The sequence below is a fragment of the Corynebacterium sp. CCUG 69979 genome (assembly GCF_024454095.1).
GTDB lineage: Bacteria > Actinomycetota > Actinomycetes > Mycobacteriales > Mycobacteriaceae > Corynebacterium > Corynebacterium genitalium.
This window is the reverse complement of sequence record NZ_JAGPZA010000009.1, coordinates 1-24,449: the sequence shown is the minus strand read 5'-3', so window position 1 is coordinate 24,449 and position 24,449 is coordinate 1. Positions and strand designations below refer to the sequence as shown.

General features: G+C 62.4%; 23 protein-coding genes and 2 tRNA genes. 4 read left to right on the top strand and 21 right to left on the bottom strand.

Going from position 1 to position 24,449, the window contains the following annotated elements:
- Positions 1-9: 9 nt before the first annotated feature.
- Positions 10-669, bottom strand: a complete 660-nt coding sequence (locus KBX18_RS06560) for an MBL fold metallo-hydrolase (protein WP_255995314.1) — start codon at positions 667-669, stop codon at positions 10-12.
- Entirely contained in the window at positions 669-1,169 is a 501-nt protein-coding gene (gene tpx, locus KBX18_RS06555; RefSeq protein WP_255995313.1) for a thiol peroxidase, read from the bottom strand. The genes KBX18_RS06560 and tpx overlap by 1 nt, the downstream gene beginning before the upstream one ends.
- 144 nt (positions 1,170-1,313) lie before the next feature.
- Between tpx and KBX18_RS06550 the strand changes: the two genes are divergently transcribed.
- Positions 1,314-2,204 carry a peptidylprolyl isomerase gene (locus KBX18_RS06550; RefSeq protein WP_255995312.1) on the top strand — a complete coding sequence of 297 codons (891 nt, stop codon included), beginning with the start codon at positions 1,314-1,316 and terminating at the stop codon, positions 2,202-2,204.
- Between the two features lie 335 nt (positions 2,205-2,539).
- A complete protein-coding gene (locus KBX18_RS06545) occupies positions 2,540-2,869 on the top strand; it encodes a hypothetical protein (RefSeq protein ID WP_255995311.1) in 330 nt (109 codons plus the stop codon).
- Between the two features lie 85 nt (positions 2,870-2,954).
- Here KBX18_RS06545 and KBX18_RS06540 read toward each other — a convergent pair whose 3' ends face one another.
- The 18 genes from KBX18_RS06540 to KBX18_RS06455 all read right to left on the bottom strand — a co-directional run bounded on the left by KBX18_RS06540 (position 2,955) and on the right by KBX18_RS06455 (position 22,188).
- Positions 2,955-5,234 carry a bifunctional (p)ppGpp synthetase/guanosine-3',5'-bis(diphosphate) 3'-pyrophosphohydrolase gene (locus KBX18_RS06540; protein ID WP_255995310.1) on the bottom strand — a complete coding sequence of 760 codons (2,280 nt, stop codon included), beginning with the start codon at positions 5,232-5,234 and terminating at the stop codon, positions 2,955-2,957.
- Between the two features lie 9 nt (positions 5,235-5,243).
- Positions 5,244-5,852, bottom strand: coding sequence for an adenine phosphoribosyltransferase (locus KBX18_RS06535; RefSeq protein ID WP_370687231.1), 609 nt, complete (start codon positions 5,850-5,852; stop codon positions 5,244-5,246).
- Positions 5,853-5,907: 55 nt separating this feature from the next.
- Positions 5,908-7,563 (bottom strand): ABC transporter substrate-binding protein, encoded by a 1,656-nt coding sequence (locus KBX18_RS06530; protein WP_255995363.1) that lies wholly within the window; start codon positions 7,561-7,563, stop codon positions 5,908-5,910.
- 117 nt (positions 7,564-7,680) lie between these two features.
- The gene (gene secF / locus KBX18_RS06525) at positions 7,681-8,919 is read right to left on the bottom strand and encodes a protein translocase subunit SecF (RefSeq protein ID WP_005289923.1); all 1,239 of its coding nucleotides are present in this window, start codon (positions 8,917-8,919) and stop codon (positions 7,681-7,683) included.
- A gap of 2 nt (positions 8,920-8,921) precedes the next feature.
- Positions 8,922-11,087, bottom strand: a complete 2,166-nt coding sequence (secD, locus tag KBX18_RS06520; RefSeq protein ID WP_255995309.1) for a protein translocase subunit SecD — start codon at positions 11,085-11,087, stop codon at positions 8,922-8,924.
- 73 nt (positions 11,088-11,160) lie between these two features.
- Entirely contained in the window at positions 11,161-11,526 is a 366-nt protein-coding gene (gene yajC / locus KBX18_RS06515; protein ID WP_255995308.1) for a preprotein translocase subunit YajC, read from the bottom strand.
- Between the two features lie 25 nt (positions 11,527-11,551).
- Entirely contained in the window at positions 11,552-12,628 is a 1,077-nt protein-coding gene (gene ruvB, locus KBX18_RS06510) for a Holliday junction branch migration DNA helicase RuvB (RefSeq protein ID WP_255995307.1), read from the bottom strand.
- On the bottom strand, positions 12,629-13,252 hold the full coding sequence (gene ruvA, locus KBX18_RS06505) for a Holliday junction branch migration protein RuvA (RefSeq protein ID WP_005289916.1): 624 nt from the start codon (positions 13,250-13,252) through the stop codon (positions 12,629-12,631).
- A 7-nt stretch (positions 13,253-13,259) separates the two neighbouring features.
- Entirely contained in the window at positions 13,260-13,805 is a 546-nt protein-coding gene (ruvC, locus tag KBX18_RS06500; protein WP_005289914.1) for a crossover junction endodeoxyribonuclease RuvC, read from the bottom strand.
- 86 nt (positions 13,806-13,891) lie between these two features.
- Positions 13,892-14,647, bottom strand: a complete 756-nt coding sequence (locus KBX18_RS06495; RefSeq protein ID WP_005289912.1) for a YebC/PmpR family DNA-binding transcriptional regulator — start codon at positions 14,645-14,647, stop codon at positions 13,892-13,894.
- A 67-nt stretch (positions 14,648-14,714) separates the two neighbouring features.
- Positions 14,715-15,563: an acyl-CoA thioesterase II gene (tesB, locus tag KBX18_RS06490; protein ID WP_255995306.1), complete on the bottom strand. Its 849-nt coding sequence runs from the start codon at positions 15,561-15,563 to the stop codon at positions 14,715-14,717.
- Between the two features lie 11 nt (positions 15,564-15,574).
- Positions 15,575-16,054, bottom strand: coding sequence for a hypothetical protein (locus tag KBX18_RS06485; protein ID WP_255995305.1), 480 nt, complete (start codon positions 16,052-16,054; stop codon positions 15,575-15,577).
- The gene (locus KBX18_RS06480) at positions 16,045-17,139 is read right to left on the bottom strand and encodes a glycosyltransferase family 4 protein (RefSeq protein ID WP_255995303.1); all 1,095 of its coding nucleotides are present in this window, start codon (positions 17,137-17,139) and stop codon (positions 16,045-16,047) included. The genes KBX18_RS06485 and KBX18_RS06480 overlap by 10 nt, the downstream gene beginning before the upstream one ends.
- A 7-nt stretch (positions 17,140-17,146) precedes the next feature.
- The gene (locus tag KBX18_RS06475) at positions 17,147-18,064 is read right to left on the bottom strand and encodes a phosphatidylinositol mannoside acyltransferase (RefSeq protein WP_255995302.1); all 918 of its coding nucleotides are present in this window, start codon (positions 18,062-18,064) and stop codon (positions 17,147-17,149) included.
- Complete coding sequence (gene pgsA, locus KBX18_RS06470) at positions 18,057-18,710, bottom strand: phosphatidylinositol phosphate synthase (RefSeq protein WP_255995301.1); 654 nt, start codon at positions 18,708-18,710, stop codon at positions 18,057-18,059. Before pgsA ends, KBX18_RS06475 begins: the two co-directional genes overlap by 8 nt.
- Entirely contained in the window at positions 18,703-19,302 is a 600-nt protein-coding gene (locus KBX18_RS06465) for an HIT domain-containing protein (protein ID WP_255995300.1), read from the bottom strand. Before KBX18_RS06465 ends, pgsA begins: the two co-directional genes overlap by 8 nt.
- Positions 19,259-21,328 (bottom strand): threonine--tRNA ligase, encoded by a 2,070-nt coding sequence (gene thrS / locus KBX18_RS06460; protein ID WP_255995299.1) that lies wholly within the window; start codon positions 21,326-21,328, stop codon positions 19,259-19,261. Before thrS ends, KBX18_RS06465 begins: the two co-directional genes overlap by 44 nt.
- Before the next feature lie 110 nt (positions 21,329-21,438).
- Entirely contained in the window at positions 21,439-22,188 is a 750-nt protein-coding gene (locus KBX18_RS06455; protein WP_255995298.1) for a copper resistance CopC family protein, read from the bottom strand.
- A 180-nt stretch (positions 22,189-22,368) separates the two neighbouring features.
- Here KBX18_RS06455 and KBX18_RS06450 point away from each other — a divergent pair, with 180 nt between their 5' ends.
- Positions 22,369-23,832, top strand: a complete 1,464-nt coding sequence (locus KBX18_RS06450; RefSeq protein ID WP_255995297.1) for an MFS transporter — start codon at positions 22,369-22,371, stop codon at positions 23,830-23,832.
- A 221-nt stretch (positions 23,833-24,053) separates the two neighbouring features.
- Here the strand turns inward: KBX18_RS06450 and KBX18_RS06445 are convergent.
- Positions 24,054-24,125 (bottom strand) — tRNA-Val (locus KBX18_RS06445).
- A 248-nt stretch (positions 24,126-24,373) separates the two neighbouring features.
- On the opposite strand from KBX18_RS06445, the gene KBX18_RS06440 reads away from it, so the two are divergent.
- Positions 24,374-24,449 (top strand) — tRNA-Gly (locus tag KBX18_RS06440).

The window sequence follows — 24,449 nt, the reverse complement described above, 5'->3', positions numbered from 1 at the left end:
CGGCCGATCTTAGCGCGCGGAGCGTGCCTCGATGAGAAACGGGTTCGTCCGACGTTCCTTGTCCATTGTGGTGGCTGCGCCGTGGCCGGGCAGAAGGGTGAGCGAGTCGTTGAGGTCCCACACGGGCCCCGCCAGAGACCCATTCATTGCAGCCGGGTCGCCGAGTGGTAGATCTGTGCGGCCGATCGTCCCGGCGAAGAGAACGTCTCCAGTCAATGCAACGTTCTCCTCGTCGTTGACCAGGATCGTCGACCCCGGTGAGTGACCGGGCGCGTGAACGATCCGGAAGTCGATCCCAGCGAACGTCATCGTGGAGCCAGCCTCAAGATGGCGCAGATCCCCCGGCATCTTCATGTCATCGGTGCGGAAAAGCTGCGCGAACTGGCCGGGTGCGCCCCACTTCGGGTCGAGCATGACCTCATCGTCGGGGTGAATGTAGACGGGCACGTCGAACTCAGCACACTCACGGGTGTGATCAATGTGACCGTGGGTGAGCACAACGCACTCAAGCTGTGCACCGAACTGCCCCAAAAGTTCGCGCACCTTATCGACGGTGCCGAGCCCGGGATCCACAACAAACGCCGCCGGTCGGTCCGAACCATTCGCCTTGCTGACGACGACGTAGGTATTGGTCTGAAATGGCCCAGCAGTGAAACCAGAAAGCTGCATTACTTGCCCAGCGCTTCCTTGGCTGCGTCGTAGTCGGGCTCGTTCGCGATCTCGCCAACGAGTTCGGTGTGCACGACGTTGTGGTCCGCATCGGTTACCACGACGGAGCGCGCGAGCAGCCCCTCGATGGGCGAACCCTGCATGACCACGCCGTAGTCCACGCCGAAGGTGGAGCGGAATGCGGAGGCGGCAACAACGTTGTCGATCCCCTCAGCCGCGCAGAAACGCTGCTGCGCAAAAGGCAGGTCCTTGGAGATGCACAGCACCACGGTGTCGTCGACATCAGCGGCCACCTTGTTGAACGTGCGCACGGACTGAGCGCACACGCCAGTATCCAGGGACGGGAAGATGTTGAGCACTAGTTTCTTGCCAGCGAAGTCGGAGTCGCGGACAGTGCCCATGTCCCCGCCGACGAGTTCGAAGGACGGGATTGCGGAGCCCACTGCGGGCAATTCGCCGGAGGTCGTGGTCGGTTCGTTGCGGAATGTGACGTTAGCCATGCGCCCCACAGTAAATAAGGGCGCGCAATCCCGCCACGATCGCTGAACACTCGACTCGCGACCCATCGCACCCCCGCGAAGCACCCACCGACTAGTCTTTTTATGCATTCGACCACCTAGGCCCATTACTTAAAGGGAGTTCACGTGACCAACAATGCACAGCGCGGTAAGGATGCTCTGAAAGAGCTCGACCGCGAGATCAAGGCGCGCGACCGCAAGGAGCAGCAGCGCCCCTGGACTATTGCGGCCCTGTCGCTGCTGGTGATTGCGCTTGTCGGTGGCGGCATCTACTTGGCCGCAACCTGGGGCAGTGATGACGAAGAGATCTCGGCCGAGGAGCAGGAACAGGAGCAGACCGAGGAGCAGCAGGAGATGGACCCGGTGGCCCTGTCCCGCCAACGCTCCGAGCCGTTGGAAGAGACAGTCTCTTGCACCTACGAAGAGGACGGCGCGGACGAGTTCTTCAAGGGCCTGCCGGAGCAGGAGAACGTCTCCACCCAGGGCACGGTGGACATCACCCTGGACACGTCTGCCGGCCCGATCGGCATGACGCTGGACCGTTCCGTCTCCCCGTGCACGGTCAACGCGATCGAGTACCTGGCGAAAGAGGGCTACTACGACGACACCATCTGCCACCGCATCACCACTGAAGGCATTCACGTCCTGCAGTGCGGTGATCCGTCCGGCACCGGTTCCGGTGGCCCGGGCTTCAAGTTCGCCGATGAGTACCCGGTCGATGACCCAGCCGAGAACGAGAACATGACCTCCCTTTACGAGCGCGGCACCATCGCCATGGCCAACTCCGGACCGGGCTCGAATGGTTCCCAGTTCTTCCTCAACTACCAGGATTCTCCGCTCCCGCCGGCGTACACCTACTTCGGCACCATCAGCGAGGAAGGCCTGGCGACTCTGGACAAGATCGCCGAGAAGGGCGTGAAGGAGCCGGAGAATGAAGAAGAGGCGATGGGCATGATGAGCCCGGGCGACGGTGCCCCGGCTGAGGAAGTCCGGATCACCTCCGCAACGGTCGGATAGCACCCGCCCAACCCTCTCCCCCGCTCAGTGATCTTCATCACAGTGGCGGGGGATTTCCTTTTGCTTTTAGCTTTACGACGCTCCCAGTTCCCCCACAGCGAACATCCACCATTCCCTCAAGCGCATAGGTAATCGCCACGTCAGCTGGTTTTTCTCTGGCCGGACAAACAATGGACCGCCCTACCAGCAACTTTCGAGGTCAAACACAGATTCGCACTCTTCCAGGGCAGTATCCGTCCAAATGTGGTGAATTCCCTGTGAACCACCTTGCCCGTCTGATACCCGATATGTAAGGTAGCCATCGACATAACGAGCTTCTTCTGAAAGGCATTCACATGAAGATCCGCAAGGGCCTCCTCGCCGCTGCAACCGCAGCAACCGTTTCTATCTCCGGCATGACCGTTCCGGCTTTCGCTGAGGAGCCTGCCGACAACAACACCAGCAGCTTTAAGCCCGGTTCCTCCACCAAGGACGACAACGGCGAAGAAAAGGAAAGCTCCTCCCTCGGGGAGGTTGGCGAAAAGATTAAGGCGGGTTCCTCCGATAAGGACGGCAACTGGGACCCGAAGAAGATCTCTGCTTGGATTGGTGTGTTCACCGCACTCCTTACCGCCGTCGGCGCTCTGATCACGTTCCTCGACAAGAACTTCGACATCAAGTTCTAGGGCATCACCCTTGATCGGCGCCTAGTATGAGGCCATCCGGCCGCCGGGATTTCCCGGCGGTCTTTTTCATTGCGGTGGGGGCGCTTTAGGCGGTGACGCGGTAGACGTCGAAAACGCCCTCGATGTTGCGCACCTGGTTCATCAGGGTGCCCAGTTGTTTGGTGTCTGAGACCTGGAAGGTGAACCGCACGGTGGCGATGTGGTCGTCGTCGCAGCGATGGTTGAACGCGACGACAGGCAGCTTCTGGTCGTTGAGTACACGGGTGAGCTCAGCGAGCAAGCCCTGCTTGTCCAGCGCCTCCAACTGCATCGTGGCCAGGGAGACTCCGCCGTGGCGGGATCCGCGGTCCCAGGCGACGTCGATAAGCCGTGCTTCTTCCGCTCGAAGCTTGTCGGCGTTCGTGCAATCGGAGCGGTGCACCGAGACTCCCCCGCCGCGGGTGACAAAACCGAAGATCTCGTCCCCCGGCACTGGCTGACAGCAACGTGCAAGCTTCGCCATGACATCCGGGGATCCCTGCACCAGAATGCCGGGCCCGTCGGAGCTGCTGGGTGCCTTGGTCATTTCTGACATCGGGGTGCGCGCGGTGAGCGCATCGACGGCGTCATCCTCGTCGCCGAACATTTCAACGAGCATGCCCACCACATGCTTGGCGGAAACTTGGCCAGCACCGATCGCCGCGTAAAGCGAATCAATGCCGTCGTGGTGCAGCTGAGCGGCCACCTTGTTCATGGAGTCGGTCGTGAACAAGCGGTGCATCGGCAGGCCGCCGCGCTGCACCTCAGCGGCGAGCGCGTCACGCCCGGCTTCCAGGTGCACCTCGCGGCGCTCCTTGGCAAACCACTGGCGGATCTTGTTGCGCGCACGCGGCGAGACGACGAAGTCCTGCCAGTCACGCGACGGTCCGGCGTTGGGGTCCTTAGAGGTGAACACCTCCACGCGGTCGCCTGACTTCAGTGTCGACTCGAGCGCGACCAGTTTGCCGTTGACCTTCGCCCCGATGCAGCGGTGGCCGACCTCCGTATGGACGGCGTAGGCGAAGTCCACCGGAGTAGAACCCGATGGCAGGTTGATCACGTCACCCTTCGGAGTGAAGCAAAAGATCTGGGCGGACGTCAGGTCATAGCGCAGCGAATCGAGGAACTCGTTCGGGTCGGCCGCTTCCTTTTGCCAGTCGAGCAACTGGCGCATCCAGGTCATCTGGTCCAGCTCGGCCTGGTCGCCCTTGTGCGAGCCCTTCGTCTCTTTGTAGCGCCAGTGCGCGGCCACGCCGAACTCGGCGTTATAGTGCATCTCGTGCGTGCGCACCTGGATCTCCAGGGGACGGCCCGAATCGTTCATCACCGTGGTGTGCAGCGACTGGTACACGCCAAAGCGCGGGTTGGAGATGTAGTCCTTGAACCGTCCCGGCATCGCCGAGTACATGGAGTGGACCACGCCGATCGCCGCATAGCAGTCGCTGACGTTGTCCACCAAGATCCGGATGCCCACCAGGTCGAAGATCTCGTTGAAGTCGCGGCCGCGCACCACCATCTTCTGGTAAATCGACCAGTAGTGCTTCGGACGGCCCATGACGTCGGCCCTGACACCGTTGGATTTCAGCTCGGTCTGAATCTCCGCGGTGATCTCCTTCAGGGCCCGGTCGCGCGAGGGGGCGCGCTCGGCGACAAGGCGTACGATCTCCTCGTACTTCTTCGGGTACAAGATGGCGAAAGCCAGGTCCTCTAGCTCCCACTTGACCGTTGCCATTCCCAGGCGATGCGCCAGCGGCGCGATGACTTCCAAGGTTTCGCGGGCCTTCTTCTGCTGCTTCTCCGGCGGCAGGAAGCGCATCGTCCGCATGTTGTGCAGGCGGTCGGCCACCTTGATCACCAGCACGCGCGGGTCATGCGCCATGGCCACGACCATCTTGCGGACTGTCTCGGCCTCAGCGGCGGAGCCGAAGGCGACTTTGTCGAGCTTGGTCACACCGTCGACAAGCCGCGCGACCTCAGGCCCGAAGTCTTCCGTGAGATCCGCGAGCGAGTAGTCGGTGTCCTCCACCGTGTCGTGCAGCAGAGCGGCGACAACGGTGGTGGTGTCCATACCGATCTCCGCGCAGATCGTGGCCACTGCAAGCGGGTGGGTGATATACGGGTCACCGGATTTGCGCGACACGCCTTCATGCAGGCGTTCTGCAGTGTCGTAAGCGCGGGTGAGAACCTCGGCGTCGGCCTTCGGGTGGTACTTCTTGTGAATCGCGAACAGCGGCTCCAACACCGGGTTCGTCTTCGGGCGTCCACCGGTCAGCGACCGCGCGAGGCGGGCGGAAACACTGCGCATGGACGCGCCCGATCGGCGTTGGGGCTTGTCGGTCGACGTCATACGGACATTCTAGGCTGCCTCCGGCTCACCGCTGTTAATGACCACGAGCGGAACATCGCCCAAGCGCTCACGTCCGCCCAAACCGGACACCTCGAGCACGACCACGCATCCGGCGACGGTGCCGCCAGCACGCTCAATCAAGTGGCGGGCGGCGACGAGGGTGCCACCAGTGGCCAAAACATCGTCGACAAGCACAATGCGCTTGCCCTCGACATTCATGCCCTCCGCCGGAATCTCCAGCGCTGCTTCGCCGTACTCGAGCGAGTACTCTTCGCTGATCACAGGCGGGGGCAGCTTCCCCTTCTTGCGGATCGCCAAGATGCCCAACCCCATCTCATAGGCGACTGCGGAGCCGAGCAGGAAGCCGCGGGCGTCCAGACCGCCAATCATGTCGGCACCGAGGTTCTGGGACGCCTGGGCCATCTCTTCAATGACGATGTGCAGCGCGTCGCCGTCTGCGAGCACCGGCGTCAAATCCTCGAACAACACTCCCTCTTCGGGAAAGTCCTGCACGTAGCGCATCTTGTCAGCCAGCGCCTCGCGCGCGCTGCCGTACTTCGGCTTACTGCCGTGCTCGTTAGCGAGGGCTTCTTCAGGGTTGTTGGCAGGGGTATTCACGGTGCGACAGCGTCCTTACGTGTTTTGCGCGGGCTCAATACGGCTAGGCGGGGGTTCAGGATTCCGAACCGGGGACCAGCCAGCGGTCCATGTTCCAGCCAATCCCGACAGGGCCAGTGTAGACCACGACGTTCTGGATGTTCTTGTTCACAATGAACGTCCGCGGCTGCGCCGACAGCGGAATCGACGGGACCTCGTCCCAGAGGCGCTCCTCTTCCGAGCGCAGGCCGCTCAGCTCTTCGGAGCGAGCATTGGAGGTGTCATACTCGCTCATCGGGTCGACGGCACCAAGGAACGCGTCAATCGGCTCGGACTCAGCGCGGTCATTCCATGCCGGCTCAAGCTTCATCAGGTCGGCGCGGGTTTTCCCGGGGCCCGTCACGTCGGTGACAGTGATGCCGGCGGGTTCACACGCTTTCCGCATCTCTTCCACCATGGCTTGCATGCGCGGGCTCGGCGTCGCGTACCCCACGCGCAGCTCGAGGCCCGATGCAGATTGCGCTTCCTCGATGTTCTGCTCTATGTGCCGGTTCGCAATGTCGCCCAGGCGGCGCGCCAAAGGATCGTTGTGGTTGAGCACGTGCACCGGCGAGACGGGAACTTCAATCCCGGCAACGCGTGACGACGCTTCCGCCACCGCCCTATTATCAATGCACTTCGACAACGCCTGACGGTTCTCCTTGGTCGCCCACGGGCCTGCGTCGGCGAACACGAGCGTGTCCGTCATCTCCCCGATCACGGTCTGCAGCTCCTGGTGGCTTTCCGGAGCGTCACTGTCCTCCACGGACTGATCCTCGTTTGCTGGCTCAGTGTCGTTGGGGTTGTCACCGGCCACCGCGTCGTCGGCGTGCGCCCCCTCATCGGGCAGCGGCTCAGCGTGGAACCACTCCGGGTTGTGGTCATTGAGGTCAGCGACCATGAGAGCGCCGACGTTCTGCAACTCTGTCGAATCCTTCGACGGCGGCCAGACAACGATGCGGTCCATCTCCGGTGCGTCCCCGTAGTAGTTCTCGTTGGGGACTAAGGTGACCTCACCGCCCTCGCCCACGCTCTCAATCGAGTACGGGCCGAAGGACACCTGCAGCTCTGGATCGAACCCAGCCATGGTGAAGCCGTAGCGCCACACATCCGCCGTCCTTGCGAGGACGTCGTCATTCATGTCTTGCAGCGCGGTAGTCAGTTCGGCTTTGCTCATCCCCAGCTTGCGCGCGATCGCGTGCGCCGGCAGCACCGTTCCGGCGCCAAAGAGTTCGCGCCAGCGTCCACCCTTGCCTTCCTCGAACACGACCGTGAATTCTTTCGAGCCCGGCTTGCACTCAACACTTTCCACCTGCTGCATCTGCGGCATGTGGGAGGAGAAAATCTGCGGGTTGGCACCAGCCGTGTACGCAAGGGTGTAGTCGTCGCACGTCACCGGCTCACCGTCTGAGAACACAGCCTGATCGGACAGGGTGTACACGACTTGGCGCTGCGGGCCGGGGAGAACCTGCGTTTCCATCAGGTCGGTGTTCGGGATGCGTTGACCGGACGGCCCGGGAACGAAGACTCCGGGAAACACGCGGCCAGACAAGCGCTGCATCTTCAGGGAATCACCGACGTTTGACCCGGCATTGGTGGTCACCAGCGGGTCCGACAGCTGGTAGCCGAAGGAGTCAAGAGCATCAGCGCCGGAGGAGTCCTTCTCAGATTCACTGCACCCGCTCAACACCATCGCTGACACGGCAAGTATAGCCGCGACCTGCTTTCCACGGTTCCACCTCACGGGTAGTTCCCCTTCCTTCCGGACATTGTCTCGATAGCGTTTGAGCTTAGGCTACAAACCAGCACACTAGCGCTGGCTCGGCCTCCACGTCGTGGTGGTTGTGCGTGCCGCATCCGTCTCGACCTCATTGTAGGAAGCCGACGTCACCGGAGAGGTCACCGTGCGCTTGGACTTTCCACCAGCAACATCAGCGTCGTCAGCGTCGCCGTCTTCCGCACCGTTCTTGCCGGCACGGTAGTCAGCCACAGCCTGGTTGTGCTGCTTGTACTTGCTCTGCATGTTGGTCAGGCTGACCAGCAGCGGAGTAGCCAGGAACAGGGAGGAGAAAATGCCCTCCACAACGCCGATGAGCTGAATGAGCGCCAAGTCTTGCAGGGTGCCCACACCGAGCATCCACACGGCGACAACCATCAGGGCGATGATCGGCAGCGCCGAGATGACAGAGGTGGAGATAGAACGCATGACAGTCTGATTGACTGCCAGGTTCGCTTCCTCCGCATACGTCGACCTGCGCGAGTCCAAGACGCCTGCCGTGTTCTCCTTGACCTTGTCAAAGACAATGACGGTGTCGTAGATCGAGAAGGTCAGCACGGTCAGCAGACCGATGATCATCGCCGGGGTGACTTCCAGGCCGAAGAGCGAGTAGATGCCCATGATGATGATGCCGTCGATAAGCAGGGCGAGCATGGCCGCGATCGCCATATTGCGCTGCAGACGGATGGCCACGTACGCGGCGGCGGCGATGAGGAAGATCACCATCGACAGGATCATGCGCTGGGTGATCGTGGAACCCCAGGATTCGGAGACAGTCGAGTCGCCGATGGCGTCGGGGGTCGCTTCGCCGGCAGCATCCTTCGGCTGGTGCTGCTCGTAGATGGCCAGGCGGGCAGCGTCGATCTGCTCCTGAGTAAGGTGCTCCGAGTTGATTTCCAGCGAGCGCGCGTCACCGGCACCGACGATCTGGGTCAGCTCCGGGGTGACACCCGTGGCATCGACGAAGGTCTCCTCCACTTCCTCAGCCACAAGATCGCCGGCCGGCATCGTCATCTTGGTGCCGCCCTCGAAGTCGATGCCCAGGTTGAAGCCGCGAATGAGCATGGCCGCGATCGAAATGACCAGCAGCGCGACGGTGATCAGGTACCACAGCTTCGAACGGCCGACGAAGTCGATCGCACCAGAGCCCTCATACAGGCGCTCCACACCCTTGGTGGCCGTGGTCTGCTTCGTCTGCGTGGTCTTTGCCGCCGTGGCAGCAGAGTCGGAGGTAGTAGCTCCGTTGTCGTGAGCGTTGACGGAGGTAGTCATGGTTACTTCTCCTCTTCGTTGCCGGCGGTGAAGCGCGTGCTGCCGCGCGTAGCATCGGTGCGGATGGAGTCCGGTGCGGTACTGGGATCAGAGTCGCTGACCGGGACTCCGGTCGTGTCCTGGGATGTTTCGACGATCTTGAGATCGCTGTCTTCCAGGTCCTCGTTGACCCCTGCGGTAACCGGAGCACCAGCGCCGACGAGCGCCGGCTGCTTTGCCCGGCGCACGGACTTCCTCGGGTTAGCATTCTTGGATTTCGCTGCCTCGAACGCCTTGCCCATACCGTTGACGGACGGCTTGGCCCAGAACGGGTTGCGGGACGCGAGAATCATTAGCGGTGCAGTGACCAGGAAGGTCACCAACAGGTCGAAGATCGTGGTCAGACCCATGGTGAAGGCGAATCCCTTGACCTCACCGACAGCGAGGATGTAAATCACCACGGCACCAATGAGCGTGACGATGTTACCGGTGACAATGGTGTCCTTTGCACGATCCCAACCATTGAGGGTTGCAGAGCGCAAGGTTCTCCCGCGGCGGACCTCATCCTTAATGCGTTCGTAGAGGACCACGAAGGAGTCGGCGGTGGTACCGATACCGATGACCAAACCGGCCACACCCGACAGGTCGAGCGTGTAGCCGATCCAGCGTCCCAGCAGCACGAGGGCGCCGTACACCAAGGCGCCAGCGGCGAATAGGGTGAACAGTGAGATCACACCGAACAGTCGGTAGTAGTAGAAAACGTAGGCGGCCACGAGCAACAGGCCGACGAGACCTGCGATGATGCCTGCGTTGAGGGAGGCGACACCCAGTGACGGCGGAACCGTCATTGCAGTTCCACCCGGTTCGCCGTTCTCACCGGCAAACGACAGCGGCAATGCACCGTAGCGCAGGTTGTTCGCCAGTGTTTCAGCTTCCTCCTCGGTGAACTGCCCGGTGATGGAGGTCGCGGAACCGACCGGAGTGGGCGACTGAATCTGCGGTGCGGAGATGACCTGCGAGTCCAGCGTGATGGCGACCTGTTGGCCCACCATGGCACCAGTCAGCTCAGCCCAGGTGGAGGAACCGTTGAACTCGCCGTCCTGCTTGAAAGCGAAGTTAATCTCCATCTGGCCCGTCTGCGGGTTGAACCCGCCCGTGATCGGACGGTTGGTGTCAATCTCGCTACCGGTCAGGCGCGGCCCCTCGGGATCCTCCACGCCCTGCAGCAGCGGCACGGCCTCGAGCAGCATCGGTTGGCCGCCGCTGGAATCGCAGGCCACCAGGGGCTTGGTCGGATCGTCGGTACCCGCCAGCGGATCGGCCGGGACAGTGCCATCTTCGCCCTTCGGCGTGCACAGAGCCTGCATGAGGATGGTGGCGGCCTGCAGCTTCGTCGGGTCATCAGACTGACGGTCCTCGCGAAGCATCTCCGTAGTCTCCTGGCGGAAGTCAGACGCCTCGAGGGTGTTGTCCGGTTCCGGCTTCGGCTGAGCGGTGATCTCCGGGGCCTCGATCGGCTCTGGCAGTTCCATCCCTTCCGGGACCTCTTCGCCCTGCTCTTCTTGAGCCCTCTTCATGGCCTCGATCTGCTGGTTCATGCCGTCAGCGAACTGCTTGACGGTAGTCTCCGCCTCCTCCGGGGTGAGTACGCGGTATTCGACCCAGCGGTTGGCCATCTCACCGAAAACGTCCGGGAACGCTTCCTGATCGATCATCGGGCTTTGCTGGCCGACCGGACGGAACAGCAGCTGGGAGGTTTGGCCGATGTTGCGTACTTCGGAGGTGTCCTCACCAGCGACCGTGATCACCAAGGTGTTGCCGTCGACGACAACAGATGCGTCGGACACGCCCATACCGTTGACGCGGTTCTCCAAAATGGTGCGGGCCTGATCGAGCTGCTCCTGCGTGGGTTGCTCGCCCTGAGGCACCAGTGTGACACGGGTACCTCCCTGCAGGTCGATACCCAGCTTCGGAGAAGCCGTCCTATCCCCAGTGAAGAACACTAGGGCGTAGGTAGCCACGACAATGAGCGCGAACAGCGCCAGCGCACGTGCCGGCCACGCCCGTTTCGATCCCCCCTCGCGGGAGGATCGTTTCTTGGAAGTCTTCGAAGTCACGTACGTGCTCTCCTCATAACCTGCTGCGTCAACCCCGCCGTGCTCCGCAAGCCATGGTCGGCCCCGGGGCATGGCGGGGAAAAATCTTCAAAAGGTGATCGTACGGCATGGACCCGGATTTGAATAAGCCGGTTCCGGCCGGGTGCTACGGGCGCGGATCCTGCTCCGGGTCCACGTAGCCCTCGGGGTGCTCACCATCGTCAGCACTAAAACCGTCAGCACTACCGGCATTCTCAGCGCCCGGCTGCACTGTTTCATCGTCGATAATCTTCATCACACCGGCGCGGTCCATGGTCACGACAGCGCCCGGGGCGAGTTCCACTTCCACAGTTTGCTCGGTGCCGCCGACAATCTCTCCGTAGAAACCGGAGACAGTGAGGATGCGATCGCCCGGCTTCGCAGACGCCTGCAGTTGTTTGGCCTCAGCGATGCGTTTGCGGTTCACCCGCGTCATCACAATCATGGGCAGCGCGAACAGGGCGAAAACAAGAAGCAGAAGAATTAAATCCATGGCTCCTCATTGTGGCATAGCTCAGTCAGTACAAATGGAGCTGTCCCGGCGCTTCCGGCGGCGGTGTCATTCCAAGGTGGTGCCAGGCCGAGGCAGTAGCCACACGCCCACGTCCTGTGCGCGCCATTAACCCAGCGCGAACAAGGTACGGTTCGCAGACCTCTTCAACTGTCGACGGCTCCTCCCCGACCGCAATCGCCAACGTGGACACGCCCACCGGGCCACCCCCATGGGACTTGATCAAAGTCTCCAGCACGGCCCGGTCAAGGCGATCGAGTCCTAGCTCATCGACGTCGAAAACCTCAAGAGCTTGTTGGGCCGCCTCGACCGTGACGCGGCCATCGCCGTTGACCTCAGCCCAGTCGCGCACGCGGCGCAAAAGACGGTTGGCAATACGGGGAGTGCCGCGCGAACGCGAGCCGATCTCCACCGCTGCGTCGCCGTCAATGTCCACCCCGAGGATCGATGCCGCGCGTGTAATCACTCGAGTCAAGTCCTCTACGTCGTAGAACTCCATTTGCGCAGTGAACCCGAAGCGGTCGCGCAGCGGCCCAGTGAGCATGCCGGCGCGCGTGGTGGCACCCACGAGAGTAAATGGCGGGATATCCAACGGGATCGATGTCGCGCCTGGGCCCTTGCCGACGATGACGTCAATGCGGAAATCCTCCATTGCCATGTATAGCATTTCTTCGGCGGGCCGAGCGATGCGGTGAATCTCGTCGATGAAGAGCACGTCGCCTTCCATGAGGTTCGATAGCATTGCCGCCAGATCGCCCGCACGCTCCAGTGCGGGACCAGATGTCATGCGTAGCGACGTCCCCAGCTCCTGCGCAACAATCATCGCCATCGTCGTTTTACCCAGGCCGGGCGGGCCGGACAGCAGAATGTGGTCGGGAACGACATTGCGCTTCTTCGCGCCTTCGAGCACGAGACCGAGCTGCTGGCGGACTTTCGGCTGACCGATGAACTCATCAATCGACTTCGGGCGCAGTGCTTTCTCGAAGTCGCGTTCCTCGGTGTGCTCAGTGGCGTCGATAGGCGAATTGACCTGGCGCGCGAGCTCCGGCGGAAGTTCGAACTCAGTCTTTTCCACATCCGACATTTACTTCTTCCCCAATCTGTTCAGCGCAGCGCGCAGCAAGACAGAAGATTCAGCACCGTCGTTCTCTGCCGCGACAGCATCGACAGCAGCCCGCGCGCTCTTCTCCGGGAAGCCCAGTCCGACGAGAGCTTCCACGACCTGCTCCGTCGCGAACGAGCTTCCGCTTATCGGCGGCACCTCCCCAGCGGCCTCCGGCGCCTCCGATTGGGCTGCCCCCGGGTAGAGCCCCTGGAGCTTGTCCTTGAGCTCGAGCACCATGCGGTCAGCCATCTTCTTGCCCACACCCGGAATCGACTGGATCGTCTTCGCGTCCCCGGAAGTGATGTGGGCGGCCAACTCACCTGGGGTGAAGACAGACAAAGCGGCGATGGCCAGTTTGGGTCCGAGCCCCGAGACTGCGGTGAGTCGATGAAACATGCTGCGCGCGTCATCGTCAGTGAACCCGTAGAGCGTCATATCGTCTTCGCGGACCACCAAAGTGGTCAGCACACGGGTTGTCTCCCCGCGGACCAGACGGGCCAGCGTCGGCGGCGGGGCCAGGAAACGGTACCCCACCCCAGCGCATTCGATGACCGCGTGGTCCAAGCCGATGGAGATGACCTCGCCGTTGAGCGAATCGATCATGGGTTCACTACGCCTTTCCTGTGGTGGAGTTCAAAGCCAACGCTGCGGCGTTGCCGCGCGCGAGCAACGGGGCGCGCCAGCAATGGCATACAGCGATTGCCAGCGCGTCAGCGGCGTCAGCTGGTTTCGGTGGCGCGCCCAGCCCGAGGATGCGGGTGATCATGGACGTCATCTGCTTTTTGTCCGCGCGCCCGTTGCCCGAGACCGCTTTCTTGACCTCGGACGGGGTGTACATGTGCACGGGGATGTCGCGCTTCGCCGCCGCCAGCACCATCACGCCCACCGCATGGGCGGTATGCATGACTGTGGAGACGTTGCCGCGTTCGAAAATGCGCTCCATGGCGATCACGTCCGGCTGGTAGTCGTCGATCCACTCTTCCACCGCCTGCGACAGACGCAGCAGACGGTGCGCCAGTTCAGCATCGGAGGGGGTGCGCACAACACCCACCGCCACAGGAATGACCTGGCGTCCCTTCCCAGCCTGAATGACAGACAGGCCGCACCGGGTCAAGCCCGGGTCAATGCCCATCACACGCAGGCCTTCGAGGTTCATCGCTCCCCTTGTCCACCCCGACCTTCGGAGTCACACATTTGTTCTACCACACGGTGTGGACACAACCGGGGACCGACGTACTCTGCTTACTCTGCGGCCAGAGCTTGCGCCACCTCGTCGGAAAGCGTCATGTTGGTGTAGACGTTCTGGACATCGTCGGAGTCGTCCAACGCGTCGATAAGCTTCTCCAGCTTCTTCGCGCCATCGAGATCCAGATCGACCTCGACTGAAGAGCGGAAGTCCTGCTCGGTCTCCTCGACCTCAATTCCAGCTTCCTGCAGTGCGTCGCGCACGGCGTGCAGGTCAGATGCCTCGGAGACGACCTCGAAAGACTCACCCAGGTCGTTGACTTCCTCGGCACCAGCCTCAAGCACTGCCAGAAGGACATCGTCCTCAGTCAGCTCGCCCTTGGCCACGGTGTTCACGCCTTTGCGGGCGAACATGTAGGCCACAGAACCGGACTCTCCCAGGTTGCCGCCGTTCTTGGTCATGGCGGTGCGGACCTCAGTAGCTGCACGGTTGCGGTTGTCCGTCAGGCACTGAATCAACATGGCCACGCCGTTGGGCCCGTAGCCCTCGTACGTGATGTCTTCCCAGTCGGAACCGCCAGCTTCTTCGCCGGAACCGCGCTTGCGTGCACGCTCAATGTTGTCACCGGGAACGGAGGCCTTCTTGGCCTTCTTGATCATGTCGTCCAAGGTCGGGTTGCCCGCCGGGTCACCACCGCCAGTGCGTGCCGCGACCTCAATGTCCTTGATCAGCTTCGCCCACAGCTTGGAGCGCTTCGCGTCGTTAGCCGCTTTCTTGTGCTTCGTGGTTGCCCACTTTGAGTGGCCTGCCATGTGCCTCTCCCCTCTACGCGGTGATGAAGTGTCGGCTGTTCAGTATACGGAGGGGTGCCACAGCCACTTACTTGAAGGCCGGTTTGCCTTCCTCCAGTGTCCGCGTGAGCCCTTCTTGCACAACCATGGCCACCAGGTTGCCTTCCCGGTCGAAGATGCGGCCCTGGGTCAACGCGCGGCCAACGTGCGCTGACGGTGAGACTTGGTCGTAGAGCATCCACTCGTCCGCGCGGAAGGGACGCAGAAACCACATCGCGTGATCCAGCGACGCCATTTGCACATGCGCATCACGGTGCGGCACCAGCGCGGAGTGCAACAACGTCAGGTCCGACATATAGGCCAGGGTGCAGATGTGGAATGTTTGGTCGTCGGGAAGCTCCTTCTTGGAGCGGAACCACACGACTTGCTGGCTGGGCGTGTACTTGTTGTGGTCGAACTCATCCTCGGGCACGATGCGCACGTCCCAGTCCTTCGCCCACAGCTTGAAGAATTTCAGCGGGCCGTCCACCTGCTCCAACGGAACCACGTTCTCCGGTTCCGGGACGGTGCGCATCGTGTCGGAGTGCTCAATGCCGTCATTGTCGGTGACGTGGAAGCTGGCCTCCATGTGGAAGATGGCCTTGCCGTCCTGGATTGCGCGCACAACACGGGTGGCAAAGCTGCGGCCGTCACGCACACGCTCAACAACGAAGATGGTGTCCTTGTCAGACTGGCCGGGGCGGACAAAGTACCCATGCAGGGAATGAACGATCTTGTCGTCCTCCACTGTTTTCGTAGCAGCGGACAAGCACTGCGCGGCGACCTGTCCACCGTAGGTGCGCTGCAGACCGGTGAACACGCCCGTGCCGCGGAAGATGTCGGAGTCCAGCTGCTCCAGATTCAGGATCTCATCAATGGTGGGTACTACGAAGTCCATGAACAAACACCTTAGCCCGAGTGAACCTCTCCCGGAGGCTGCGGGCAAAATTCCGGCATTGGTGCTGTACCGGCCAACCGCAGCGCTCTCACCCCCGGTTTGAGACGCACGGCGCGCGCCGCTGACACAGCATCGTTGTACAAGCGCAGCGCTAAACCCACGCGTTCGTCGGCGCGCGCGAGTTCCGCTGCCTGCACCCGGGACGACAGGGTGGGTAGCTGGTCGAGCACGCGCCTTTCCGCCAGAAGCCGGTCATGAAACTGTGCTGGGGCAAACCCGATGCTCTCCGCCTCCCGGGCTGCAGGCGCAAGCGGCGGGCACAGGGCGGCGACAACCGCCATGCGGCGGTCCAGAGCTGCCCCTAAGCCGTCATGCGCGCGGTCGAGACGGATGTGGAGCCGGTCGAGACGGCGGGCCGTGAGCACTGCCCACAGGGACACAATCGCTACGACAGCAACAATCACGCACACAACCGCGATCACTAGTTCCACGATTGCCCTCCCATCACGGTCTCATACACTTCCATCACCTCGCGGGAGACGACACCCCAGTCGTAGCGAAGAGCGCGGGCCTGCCCGGCGCGGGCCAGCTGTGCGCGCGCCGATGGGTCTTGGATGAGTCCGGCAAGGGTGGCGGCAAGAGCGTCAGAGTCCCCCACCGGGAAGAGAAGGCCGGCTGGGGTGTCAGATTCTGTGTCGCAAACGGCGGCGAAAGCTTCAATGTCGCTGGCAACAACAGCACACCCTGCAGCCATTGCTTCCACGAGGACGATGCCGAAGGACTCCCCACCGGTGTTCGGTGCGACATAGATGTCCGCCTCCCCGAGGATCTGCGCTTTCTCCTCCTCGGTGACCCGTCCAGCGAAGTCGACACCGGGAACCTCGCGGTGGGTGCCTCCCCCGACGACGGTGACGCGGAAGTCGCAGTTCACCATGGCCCGCAACCTCGCAACCGCATCGAGGAAAACGTCCAGCCCTTTGCGGGGTTCGTCGAGACGCCCAAGAAAGACAATGTTCACTGGGCCGCTGTCACTGTGCCGCTGCGCGTCACGGAACCGTGCGCTCTCCACCCCGTTGGGGATGAGCAACGGGTCCCCACCAAGCTGCTCCACTTGCCAACGGCGGGACATCTCGCTGACGGAAATCCCCGCGTCAATTTTCTCCAGTGCGGGCCGCAGGAACGGCCTGGCGAGTTTCAATAAGGTCGATGACACCGCCGACGCGTGATACGTCGCCACCACCGGGCCGCGTGCCACGATGAGCGCGGCGAGGGAGTAGCTGGGGGCGTTCGGCTCATGCAGGTGAAGGACGTCGAAGTCCCCGGCGCGAAGGAAGTTCCGGACGACCCGGAAGGTCTTCGGCCCGAACGCGATACGCGCCACCGAGCCGTTGTAGCTCAGCGGCACAGTGCCCCCACCGAGCGTCACGTAGTCCGGCACTTCTGACGGGTCCGTCCCCGGCCCGAGCACTGCGACCTCGTGCCCCTGGCTGATGAACACCTCTGCGAGGTCGAGAATGTGCGCCTGCACCCCGCCGGGGTGGTCGAAGGAATACGGGCACACCATGCCAATTCGCATTCCGGCCTCACTCCCCGTACGTGCGAGGCTTGCGGGTTTTCTTGTCAGCAAGGAAGACCGGCTGCAGCGCATGCCAGTCCTGGGGGTGGGCGGCGATGTTCGCGGCGAAAAGATCCGCCACGCGCTGCGTTGTCTCCTCGACGGTGGTCACCTCCACCTCCGGGGAGCCCGATAGCCCCCAGCGCGGATCACGGTCCGTACCCATGAACCATGAGTGCGCCACATGCAACCCGGCGCCGGTCTCCAAAGCGAGCTTCGCCGGGCCTGCCGGGAACGTCGCCTGCTCACCGAAGAAGGACACGGGCACTCCCCGCGGCGTCATGTCGCGCTCCCCCATGAGGCACACCACCCCGCCGGCAGCCAGCACCTCTTTCATCTGCTGGTACGGCGGCACCTTTTCCCCTGTGGCGGCGAGAACGTTGAATCCGAGTTGCTGCCGGTAGTCCACGAACGCGTCGAAAAGCACTTCGGGCTTGAGCCTTTCTGCGACGGTGGTGAAGCCGCCGTAGCGCTGCACGAACCACATCCCTGCCATGTCCCAGTTCCCGGAATGCGGCAGCGTGAGAATGAGGCCTTTGCCGCGCGCGAGGGTGGCATCGACGTACTCGCGGCCAGTGACGTCTTCGTCGAGCCGCGCCATGAGCGCCTCATTCCCCGCGATCGCCGGCAAGCGGAAGGCTTCGCGCCAATAGCGCGCGTAGGAGCGTATCGACGCCCGCACCAACTCCCGCGTCACATTCTCCGCCCCCACAACCCTGGTGAGATTGCGGCGCAGCATCTCCGGTCCCGTGCCCTTGCCGGAAGCGTAATCCGCACCCGCGTTGAACACCGCGACTGCCAGAGGATCCGGCATGCGGCGCACGAGTTTCCACCCGGCGATGTAACCCGCGGCGCGCAGCTTTTCGCCAATGCTCTCCTTAGACATTGGCTGCCTCCGGAGCGCCGGCGGGCGCGGCAATGCGCTGCTGCGCGCGGGGATCGCGGGAGGCTATGATCAGCCGCTGCACCACCGTGAACACGGAGCCAACCATGAGCAGCCATAGCGCGATTTCAATCGCGTGCGGTACACCAAGCCCTTCTAAGAACAGCCCGACCAGCGACACGATGAGCCGCTCGGGGCGTTCCACCAAGCCACCGTCGACTTTCAAACCGCCCGCTTCCGCGCGCGCCTTGATGTAGCTAATGGTTTGCGAGAGCACGAGGACAGTAAGGGCAACGACGATATGCGCTGGGTGCGCCTGGTCGACGTAGATGAGCCAGAGGCAGATGGCGCCGAACAGTGCGCCGTCGGTAAGCCTGTCGCAACTCGCGTCCAACGTCGCGCCGAACGCGGTACCGCCTCCGCGCAGACGCGCCATCGTGCCGTCGACCATGTCGAAGGCGGAGAAGAACGCGATGAGTACCGCCGCCCACACCAACTGATCCGCAGGAATGAGCACGACGGTGACGGCGATCGCGGCAAACGTTCCCAGCAGCGTCACGGCGTTGGGACTCAGGCCCATGCGCAGAAGAAGCTTTGCGACGGGCTCAGCCACCGGCACCGCCGTCTTCCTCCCATGCACACTAAGCACGGGCGTCCTCATCGCAGATTTCGGCCCACGCGTCCGCAAGCAGTGCGCGCGTGTCCTTGAGCAACTGCGGCAACACTTTGGTGCCGCCGATGACGGTCATGAAATTCGAGTCCCCTGCCCACCGCGGCACGACATGGAGGTGCAGGTGGTCGCCGACCGAACCGCCGGAGGCCTTGCCCAGGTTGAGTCCGACATTGATCGCCTCCGGCTGGGACACGCGCTTAAGGGTGCGCACCGCCAACTTGGCGAAGACAGCCATCTCCGCCGTCTCCTCTTCCGTCAGCTCCTCAAGATCCGCAATCTTGCGGTACGGCACGACCATGAGGTGCCCGGCGTTGTACGGGTACAGGTTGAGCAGCGCGTACACCGTCTCCCCGCGGGCGATGATCAACCCATCCTCATCCGATTCCTTCGGCGCAGCTAGGAAGGGGTCTTCGTGTCGCTTCTGCTGGCCGGGGATCTTCGAGATGTAGTTCGAGCGGTACGGTGCCCACAGGCGCGTGAGCCGGTCCGGCTCGCCCACGCCCTGGTCGACGTACGCTTGGCCGTTATTGTCGCTGTGCCTCAATGGACACCTCGTTCGGCTGCTCATTGTTGTGGCTGTCTACCCACTGGCTGATCAGCTCGATCGCCTCATCCACGGGCACACCGTTGACCTGGCTGCCGTCGAGGAAACGGAAGCTCACCGCGTCCGCCTCCACATCGCGCGCGCCGGCGAGCAGCATGAACGGCACCTTGCCGGTGGTGTGGTTGCGGATCTTCTTCTGCATGCGGTCATCCGAGTGGTCCACACTCGCGCGAATGCCGCGTTTACGCAGCTTGTCAGTGACGGCATCCAAGTGCGGCGCGAACTCGTCTGCCACCGGGATGCCCACCACCTGGCGCGGTGCCAACCAGGCAGGGAACGCGCCGGCGTAGTGCTCTAGGAGCACGCCGAAGAAGCGCTCGATAGAACCGAACAGGGCGCGGTGAATCATCACCGGGCGCTGCTTGGTGCCATCGGAGCTCGTGTACTCCAAGTTGAAGCGGTCCGGCAGGTTGAAGTCCAGCTGAACGGTGGACATCTGCCAGGTGCGGCCGATCGCATCGCGCGCCTGCACCGAAATCTTCGGACCATAGAAGGCAGCACCCGCCGGGTCCGGCACCAGCTCTAGGCCCGACTTGGTAGCCACGGACTCCAGGATGTTCGTCGAACGCTCCCAGATGTCGTCGTCGCCGATGTACTTCTCCGAATCCTTCGTCGAAAGCTCCAGGTAGAAGTCATCCAGGCCGTAGTCCTGCAGCAGGGAAATGATGAACCCGAGGACGTCAGTCAGCTCTTGCTCCAGCTGGTCCTCAGTGCAGTAGATGTGCGCGTCGTCCTGCGTGAAGCCGCGGGCACGGGTCAGGCCGTGCACCACGCCGGACTTCTCATAGCGGTAGACGGTGCCGAACTCGAATAGGCGCAGCGGCAGCTCGCGGTAGGACCGCCCGCGGGAGTCGAAGATGAGGTTGTGGAACGGGCAGTTCATCGGCTTGGCGTAGTAGTCCACCGGTTGCTTGACGCAGTTGCCGTCCTCATCCCACTCGCCGTCGAGCTGCATTGGCGGGAACATGCCGTCGGCGTACCAGTCCAGGTGACCAGACTGCTGGAACAGGTCACCCTTGGTCACGTGCGGGGTGTTGACAAACGAGTAGCCCGCCTCCAGGTGGCGCTTGCGGGAGTGGTTTTCCATCTCCATGCGCACAATGCCGCCGTCCGGGTGGAAGACCGGCAGACCGGAGCCGACCTCGTCCGGGAAGGAGAACAGATCCATCTCGGCACCGAGGCGGCGGTGGTCGCGCTTCTCCGCCTCCTCCAGCATGTGCTGGTACTCTTCGAGCTTCTCCTTGGTTTCCCAGGCAGTGCCGTAGATGCGCTGCAGACCGGCGTTGGACTGGTCGCCGCGCCAGTAGGCTGCCGACGAACGGGTTAACGCAAAGGCTGGAATGTACTTCGTGGTGGGCACGTGGGGGCCGCGGCACAGGTCGTGCCAGACGACCTCGTCGGTACGCGGGTTGACGTTGTCGTAGTGGGTCAGGTCACCGGCACCAACTTCAGTGGCCTCGTCAGAATTCGGATCGACCGAGCTCTTGTCCTGGATCAGTTCAAGCTTGTACGGCTCGTTCTTCAGGTCTTCCGCTGCTTCCTCGGTCGAGGCGTAGACACCACGGACGAACTTCTGGCCCTGTTTGATGATCTTCTTCATCCGCTTTTCCAGCGTCTTCAGATCCTCAGGAGTGAACGGCTCCTTAACGTCGAAGTCGTAGTAGAAGCCATCATTGATAGCGGGGCCGATACCCAACTTCGCGTCGGGGAATTCCGCCTGGACAGCCTGCGCCAGCACGTGCGCGCAGGAGTGACGGATGACGCTGCGGCCCAGCTCCGTGTTGGCCGCTACCGGCATAAAGGTGGCAGTTTCCTCGGGCACATGGGAAAGGTCCTTGAGAGTGCCTTCCTCATCCTGGACGACCACAATGGCGTCTTCACCCTTATTCGGTAGGTTCAACTCCCGCATTGCCGCCCCGACCGGGGTACCGGCAGGAACCTCGAAAGGCTCGAAAGCTGGGGCTGGGGCTGGGGACATCCCGCTCGACATATCTGTTTTCAGCGCTCCTTTGCGCTCGCGCACCGGCGGCATACCTGGCCGCTGGCACTGGTCTTGGTGCTTCGCGTGTGCGATCTTACCCCGGGCCGATCACAGACCTGCTAGTTGCGCGGATCTACACCGTCTTCTCCGTCGGTTTCACGCTCGGCGGTGCCGGCTCCCTGGGTGCCTTCCCCTGCCGTGTAGCCGGCCCCGGTGTGGCCCGAGCGGTTGTATTGGTTGCCTTCTTTTCCTTCGTTGTAGTCCAAGTCGCGGATCCGCTTATCCGCTTTCTTATGTTGTTGGCGCTTGCCCATCGCAGCAATGCCGACACCGCCGAGCAGCAGGACACCCATGAGCAGCCACAGCCAGGTGTAGCCTCCGTCGGTCACCTCATCGGAGTTCTGCGATGTCTCGTCAGACCCCACTTCAGAAGAGTCCTCCTGGTGCACGGTCGCGTCTTCGGTTTCCTGGGCAGCCTGCATTCCGTCGGGGGCATAAGTGAACTGGGTCATGCCCTTTGTCGCGTGCCCGTCGGAGGACGTGATCTGGAAACCGATCCGGTAGTCACCCGGCTCTGGGTTCAGACCGTCCGGCACATCGATGCTCACGTTGCGGCCGTCTACCTCAGGCTCGCCGCTGAACAGTACCTCGTCGTCGGAGATGCGCGACAGCGCGAAAGTGTTGAAGTCCGGCTTCGGATTCCCGGAAAACTCGAGCGTCAATTCCTCGGGGAACTCCGTCACCGTTTCCTCAATGCCCGGTGTCGCGCTGACCACTGAGTCGTGAGCGTGCGCCAACGGCGTGGCCGCCAATGCGAGTGCGGGTGCGGCAACGATGAGCGCCATACTGCGGCGGCGCAATCCAGCCATGGGAGTCTCCTTAGCGTCTTAACGTCTCTGCTGCGAAACTGCGAATCTGCGAAACTGCGAACAGTCAGGGTGATATCCAGGCTAACTGCTGTTGCAGTAAAACTGGACAAAGCGCCCACAAGCCCCGGGTGGTTCGGGGCTCGACTTACCCGACGCGGTTTCGCGGGGTAGGTTAACCGGGTGTCCCGCGATCGTGTCCCCACCGCAAGTAGTTGGCCGTTTTTCACGGTCATCTCCCTCGGCTTGGTCATGGTCGCGCTGGATAACTCGATCCTGTACACCGCGCTTCCAGCGCTGAACGCGCAGCTCGGCGCCACTCCGCTGGAATCGCTGTGGATCATCAACGCCTATCCCCTTCTCATCACCGGACTGTTGCTGGGGACGGGCACGCTTGGCGACAAGATCGGCCACAAAAGAATGTTCCTCATCGGCCTAGTCATCTTCGGTCTCGCCTCGCTCGCTGCCGCATTCGCCCCCTCCGCGTGGGCGCTTGTCGCGGCGCGTGCGGTGCTCGGCACCGGGGCTGCTGCGATGATGCCGGCAACACTGGCGTTGATCAACCAGATCTTCATCGAGGAGCACGAGCGCAACGTCGCCATCGGCATCTGGGCGTCGACAGCAATCATCGGCGCTGCTGCCGGCCCGCTTGTCGGCGGTCTCCTGCTCGAGTTCTTCTGGTGGGGCTCCGTCTTCCTCATCAATGTCCCCATCGTCGCCGTTGCACTCGCCGGTACAGTCCTCCTCGGCCCGCCGAATAAGGCCAACCCCGCCAAACATTGGGACTTCATCAGCTCGGCCTACGCCCTGTTGGCGTTGTCGGGCCTGACCATGACCATCAAGGAAGCCACCCGCACCGGGTCCGGAAACGCGCTTCTCATCGGTGCTGTGATCGCAACAGTCGTTGGAGCTGTCGCTTTCCATCAGCGGCAGAAGCGTCTCGACGACCCCCTTCTCACCTTCGACATCTTCCGCAGCCGCATCTTCGCCGGCGGCGTCCTCGCAGCGACGGGCGGCATGTTCGTTCTCATCGGCATGGAAATGACGTCCACCCAACGCCTTCAGCTTGTCGACGGCTTCTCCCCCTTCCACACCGGCCTCTCCATCGCCGCAGTCGCACTGGTGGCATTCCCGTTTTCCATTGCAGGCGGGGCGCTGCTCGATCGGATCGGGTTCCTCAGCATCATTGGCTCCGGCTTTCTCGCCAACGCCCTCGGCGCCGTCATGTCCTGGTGGGGATCCCAATCGGACAGTTTCCCGCTCTTCCTCGCCGGCTTTCTCATCCTGGGTGCGGGCTCGAGCTTTATCATGTCGGTGTCCTCCATCGCCATCATCGGTGCTGCCCCGCTGGAGCGCTCCGGCATGGCCGCCGGCGTTGAGGAAGTCTCTTACGAGTTCGGCACACTCATTACCGTCGCCATCACTGGCTCCATTTTGCCTGCCGTCTACGCGTCCAACCTGCCGCCCGAGCTTGCTAGCGCTGGCATGGACGCCATGTTCAACCCCACCACCAACCCGCTCGCTTCTCCTGCGTACGTCCACGCGCACGAGGTGGTCATTCTCTTTGTCGCCACAGCCGCCGCGCTCTTCGGAGTCGCCACGGCATGGTGCTTCCGCGGGAATCCGAAGTCTGCAGTACCGCGCTAGACCGACCGGCCCGCCGCTTCCCGATTGACTAGTTCTCAACGACTAGATCGTTGCTTTCTCGGCCCAAATCCGAACGATCTAGCTGTTTGGATCTAGCTAATCGCACCGCGCCCCCCTTCGGCCTTATTTATTGCCTTAACCTTCTGCGTCACTCTGGGGTGCGAAAGCGGCAGTCGCGGCACAAAGAAACCCTAGTTCAGACCAGAACTGGGGCTATACTGTGGTCCTAGCTGGGATCGAACCAGCGACCTTTCCGGTGTGAACGGAACGCTCTTCCACTGAGCCATAGGACCTCGCAAGCGATCAAGCGATGCTGTGCTTAGCGCGAGAGATACATTAACACCAGGTTGCCAAAAGACCATAATCGCGGGACCTTCAAGGGTGGGGTGGAGCCGTCGATAAGCATGCGCGCGACAGTGACCACCGCAAATGTAAGTAACATGGTGGCGATTTGGCTTAGGCCACGACGACACATTAAAGTTTTGAGTCGCACTAGTTCAGATGAACAGAGTTCAACACAGTTCATCTGGGCGCAGTGAGTGCGGATGTAGCGCAGTTGGTAGCGCATCACCTTGCCAAGGTGAGGGTCGCGAGTTCGAGTCTCGTCATCCGCTCCA

What these genes read in the sequence shown, in the direction of transcription:
- KBX18_RS06560 (WP_255995314.1), bottom strand. Translation starts at nt 669, where the DNA reads ATGCAGCTTTCTGGTTTCACTGCTGGGCCATTTCAGACCAATACCTAC.
- tpx (WP_255995313.1), bottom strand. Translation starts at nt 1,169, where the DNA reads ATGGCTAACGTCACATTCCGCAACGAACCGACCACGACCTCCGGCGAA.
- KBX18_RS06545 (WP_255995311.1), top strand. Translation starts at nt 2,540, where the DNA reads ATGAAGATCCGCAAGGGCCTCCTCGCCGCTGCAACCGCAGCAACCGTT.
- KBX18_RS06540 (WP_255995310.1), bottom strand. Translation starts at nt 5,234, where the DNA reads ATGACGTCGACCGACAAGCCCCAACGCCGATCGGGCGCGTCCATGCGC.
- KBX18_RS06530 (WP_255995363.1), bottom strand. Translation starts at nt 7,563, where the DNA reads ATGGTGTTGAGCGGGTGCAGTGAATCTGAGAAGGACTCCTCCGGCGCT.
- secF (WP_005289923.1), bottom strand. Translation starts at nt 8,919, where the DNA reads ATGACTACCTCCGTCAACGCTCACGACAACGGAGCTACTACCTCCGAC.
- secD (WP_255995309.1), bottom strand. Translation starts at nt 11,087, where the DNA reads ATGCCCCGGGGCCGACCATGGCTTGCGGAGCACGGCGGGGTTGACGCA.
- yajC (WP_255995308.1), bottom strand. Translation starts at nt 11,526, where the DNA reads ATGGATTTAATTCTTCTGCTTCTTGTTTTCGCCCTGTTCGCGCTGCCC.
- ruvB (WP_255995307.1), bottom strand. Translation starts at nt 12,628, where the DNA reads ATGTCGGATGTGGAAAAGACTGAGTTCGAACTTCCGCCGGAGCTCGCG.
- ruvA (WP_005289916.1), bottom strand. Translation starts at nt 13,252, where the DNA reads ATGATCGATTCGCTCAACGGCGAGGTCATCTCCATCGGCTTGGACCAC.
- ruvC (WP_005289914.1), bottom strand. Translation starts at nt 13,805, where the DNA reads ATGAACCTCGAAGGCCTGCGTGTGATGGGCATTGACCCGGGCTTGACC.
- KBX18_RS06495 (WP_005289912.1), bottom strand. Translation starts at nt 14,647, where the DNA reads ATGGCAGGCCACTCAAAGTGGGCAACCACGAAGCACAAGAAAGCGGCT.
- tesB (WP_255995306.1), bottom strand. Translation starts at nt 15,563, where the DNA reads ATGGACTTCGTAGTACCCACCATTGATGAGATCCTGAATCTGGAGCAG.
- KBX18_RS06480 (WP_255995303.1), bottom strand. Translation starts at nt 17,139, where the DNA reads ATGCGAATTGGCATGGTGTGCCCGTATTCCTTCGACCACCCCGGCGGG.
- KBX18_RS06475 (WP_255995302.1), bottom strand. Translation starts at nt 18,064, where the DNA reads ATGTCTAAGGAGAGCATTGGCGAAAAGCTGCGCGCCGCGGGTTACATC.
- KBX18_RS06465 (WP_255995300.1), bottom strand. Translation starts at nt 19,302, where the DNA reads ATGAGCAGCCGAACGAGGTGTCCATTGAGGCACAGCGACAATAACGGC.
- thrS (WP_255995299.1), bottom strand. Translation starts at nt 21,328, where the DNA reads ATGTCGAGCGGGATGTCCCCAGCCCCAGCCCCAGCTTTCGAGCCTTTC.
- KBX18_RS06455 (WP_255995298.1), bottom strand. Translation starts at nt 22,188, where the DNA reads ATGGCTGGATTGCGCCGCCGCAGTATGGCGCTCATCGTTGCCGCACCC.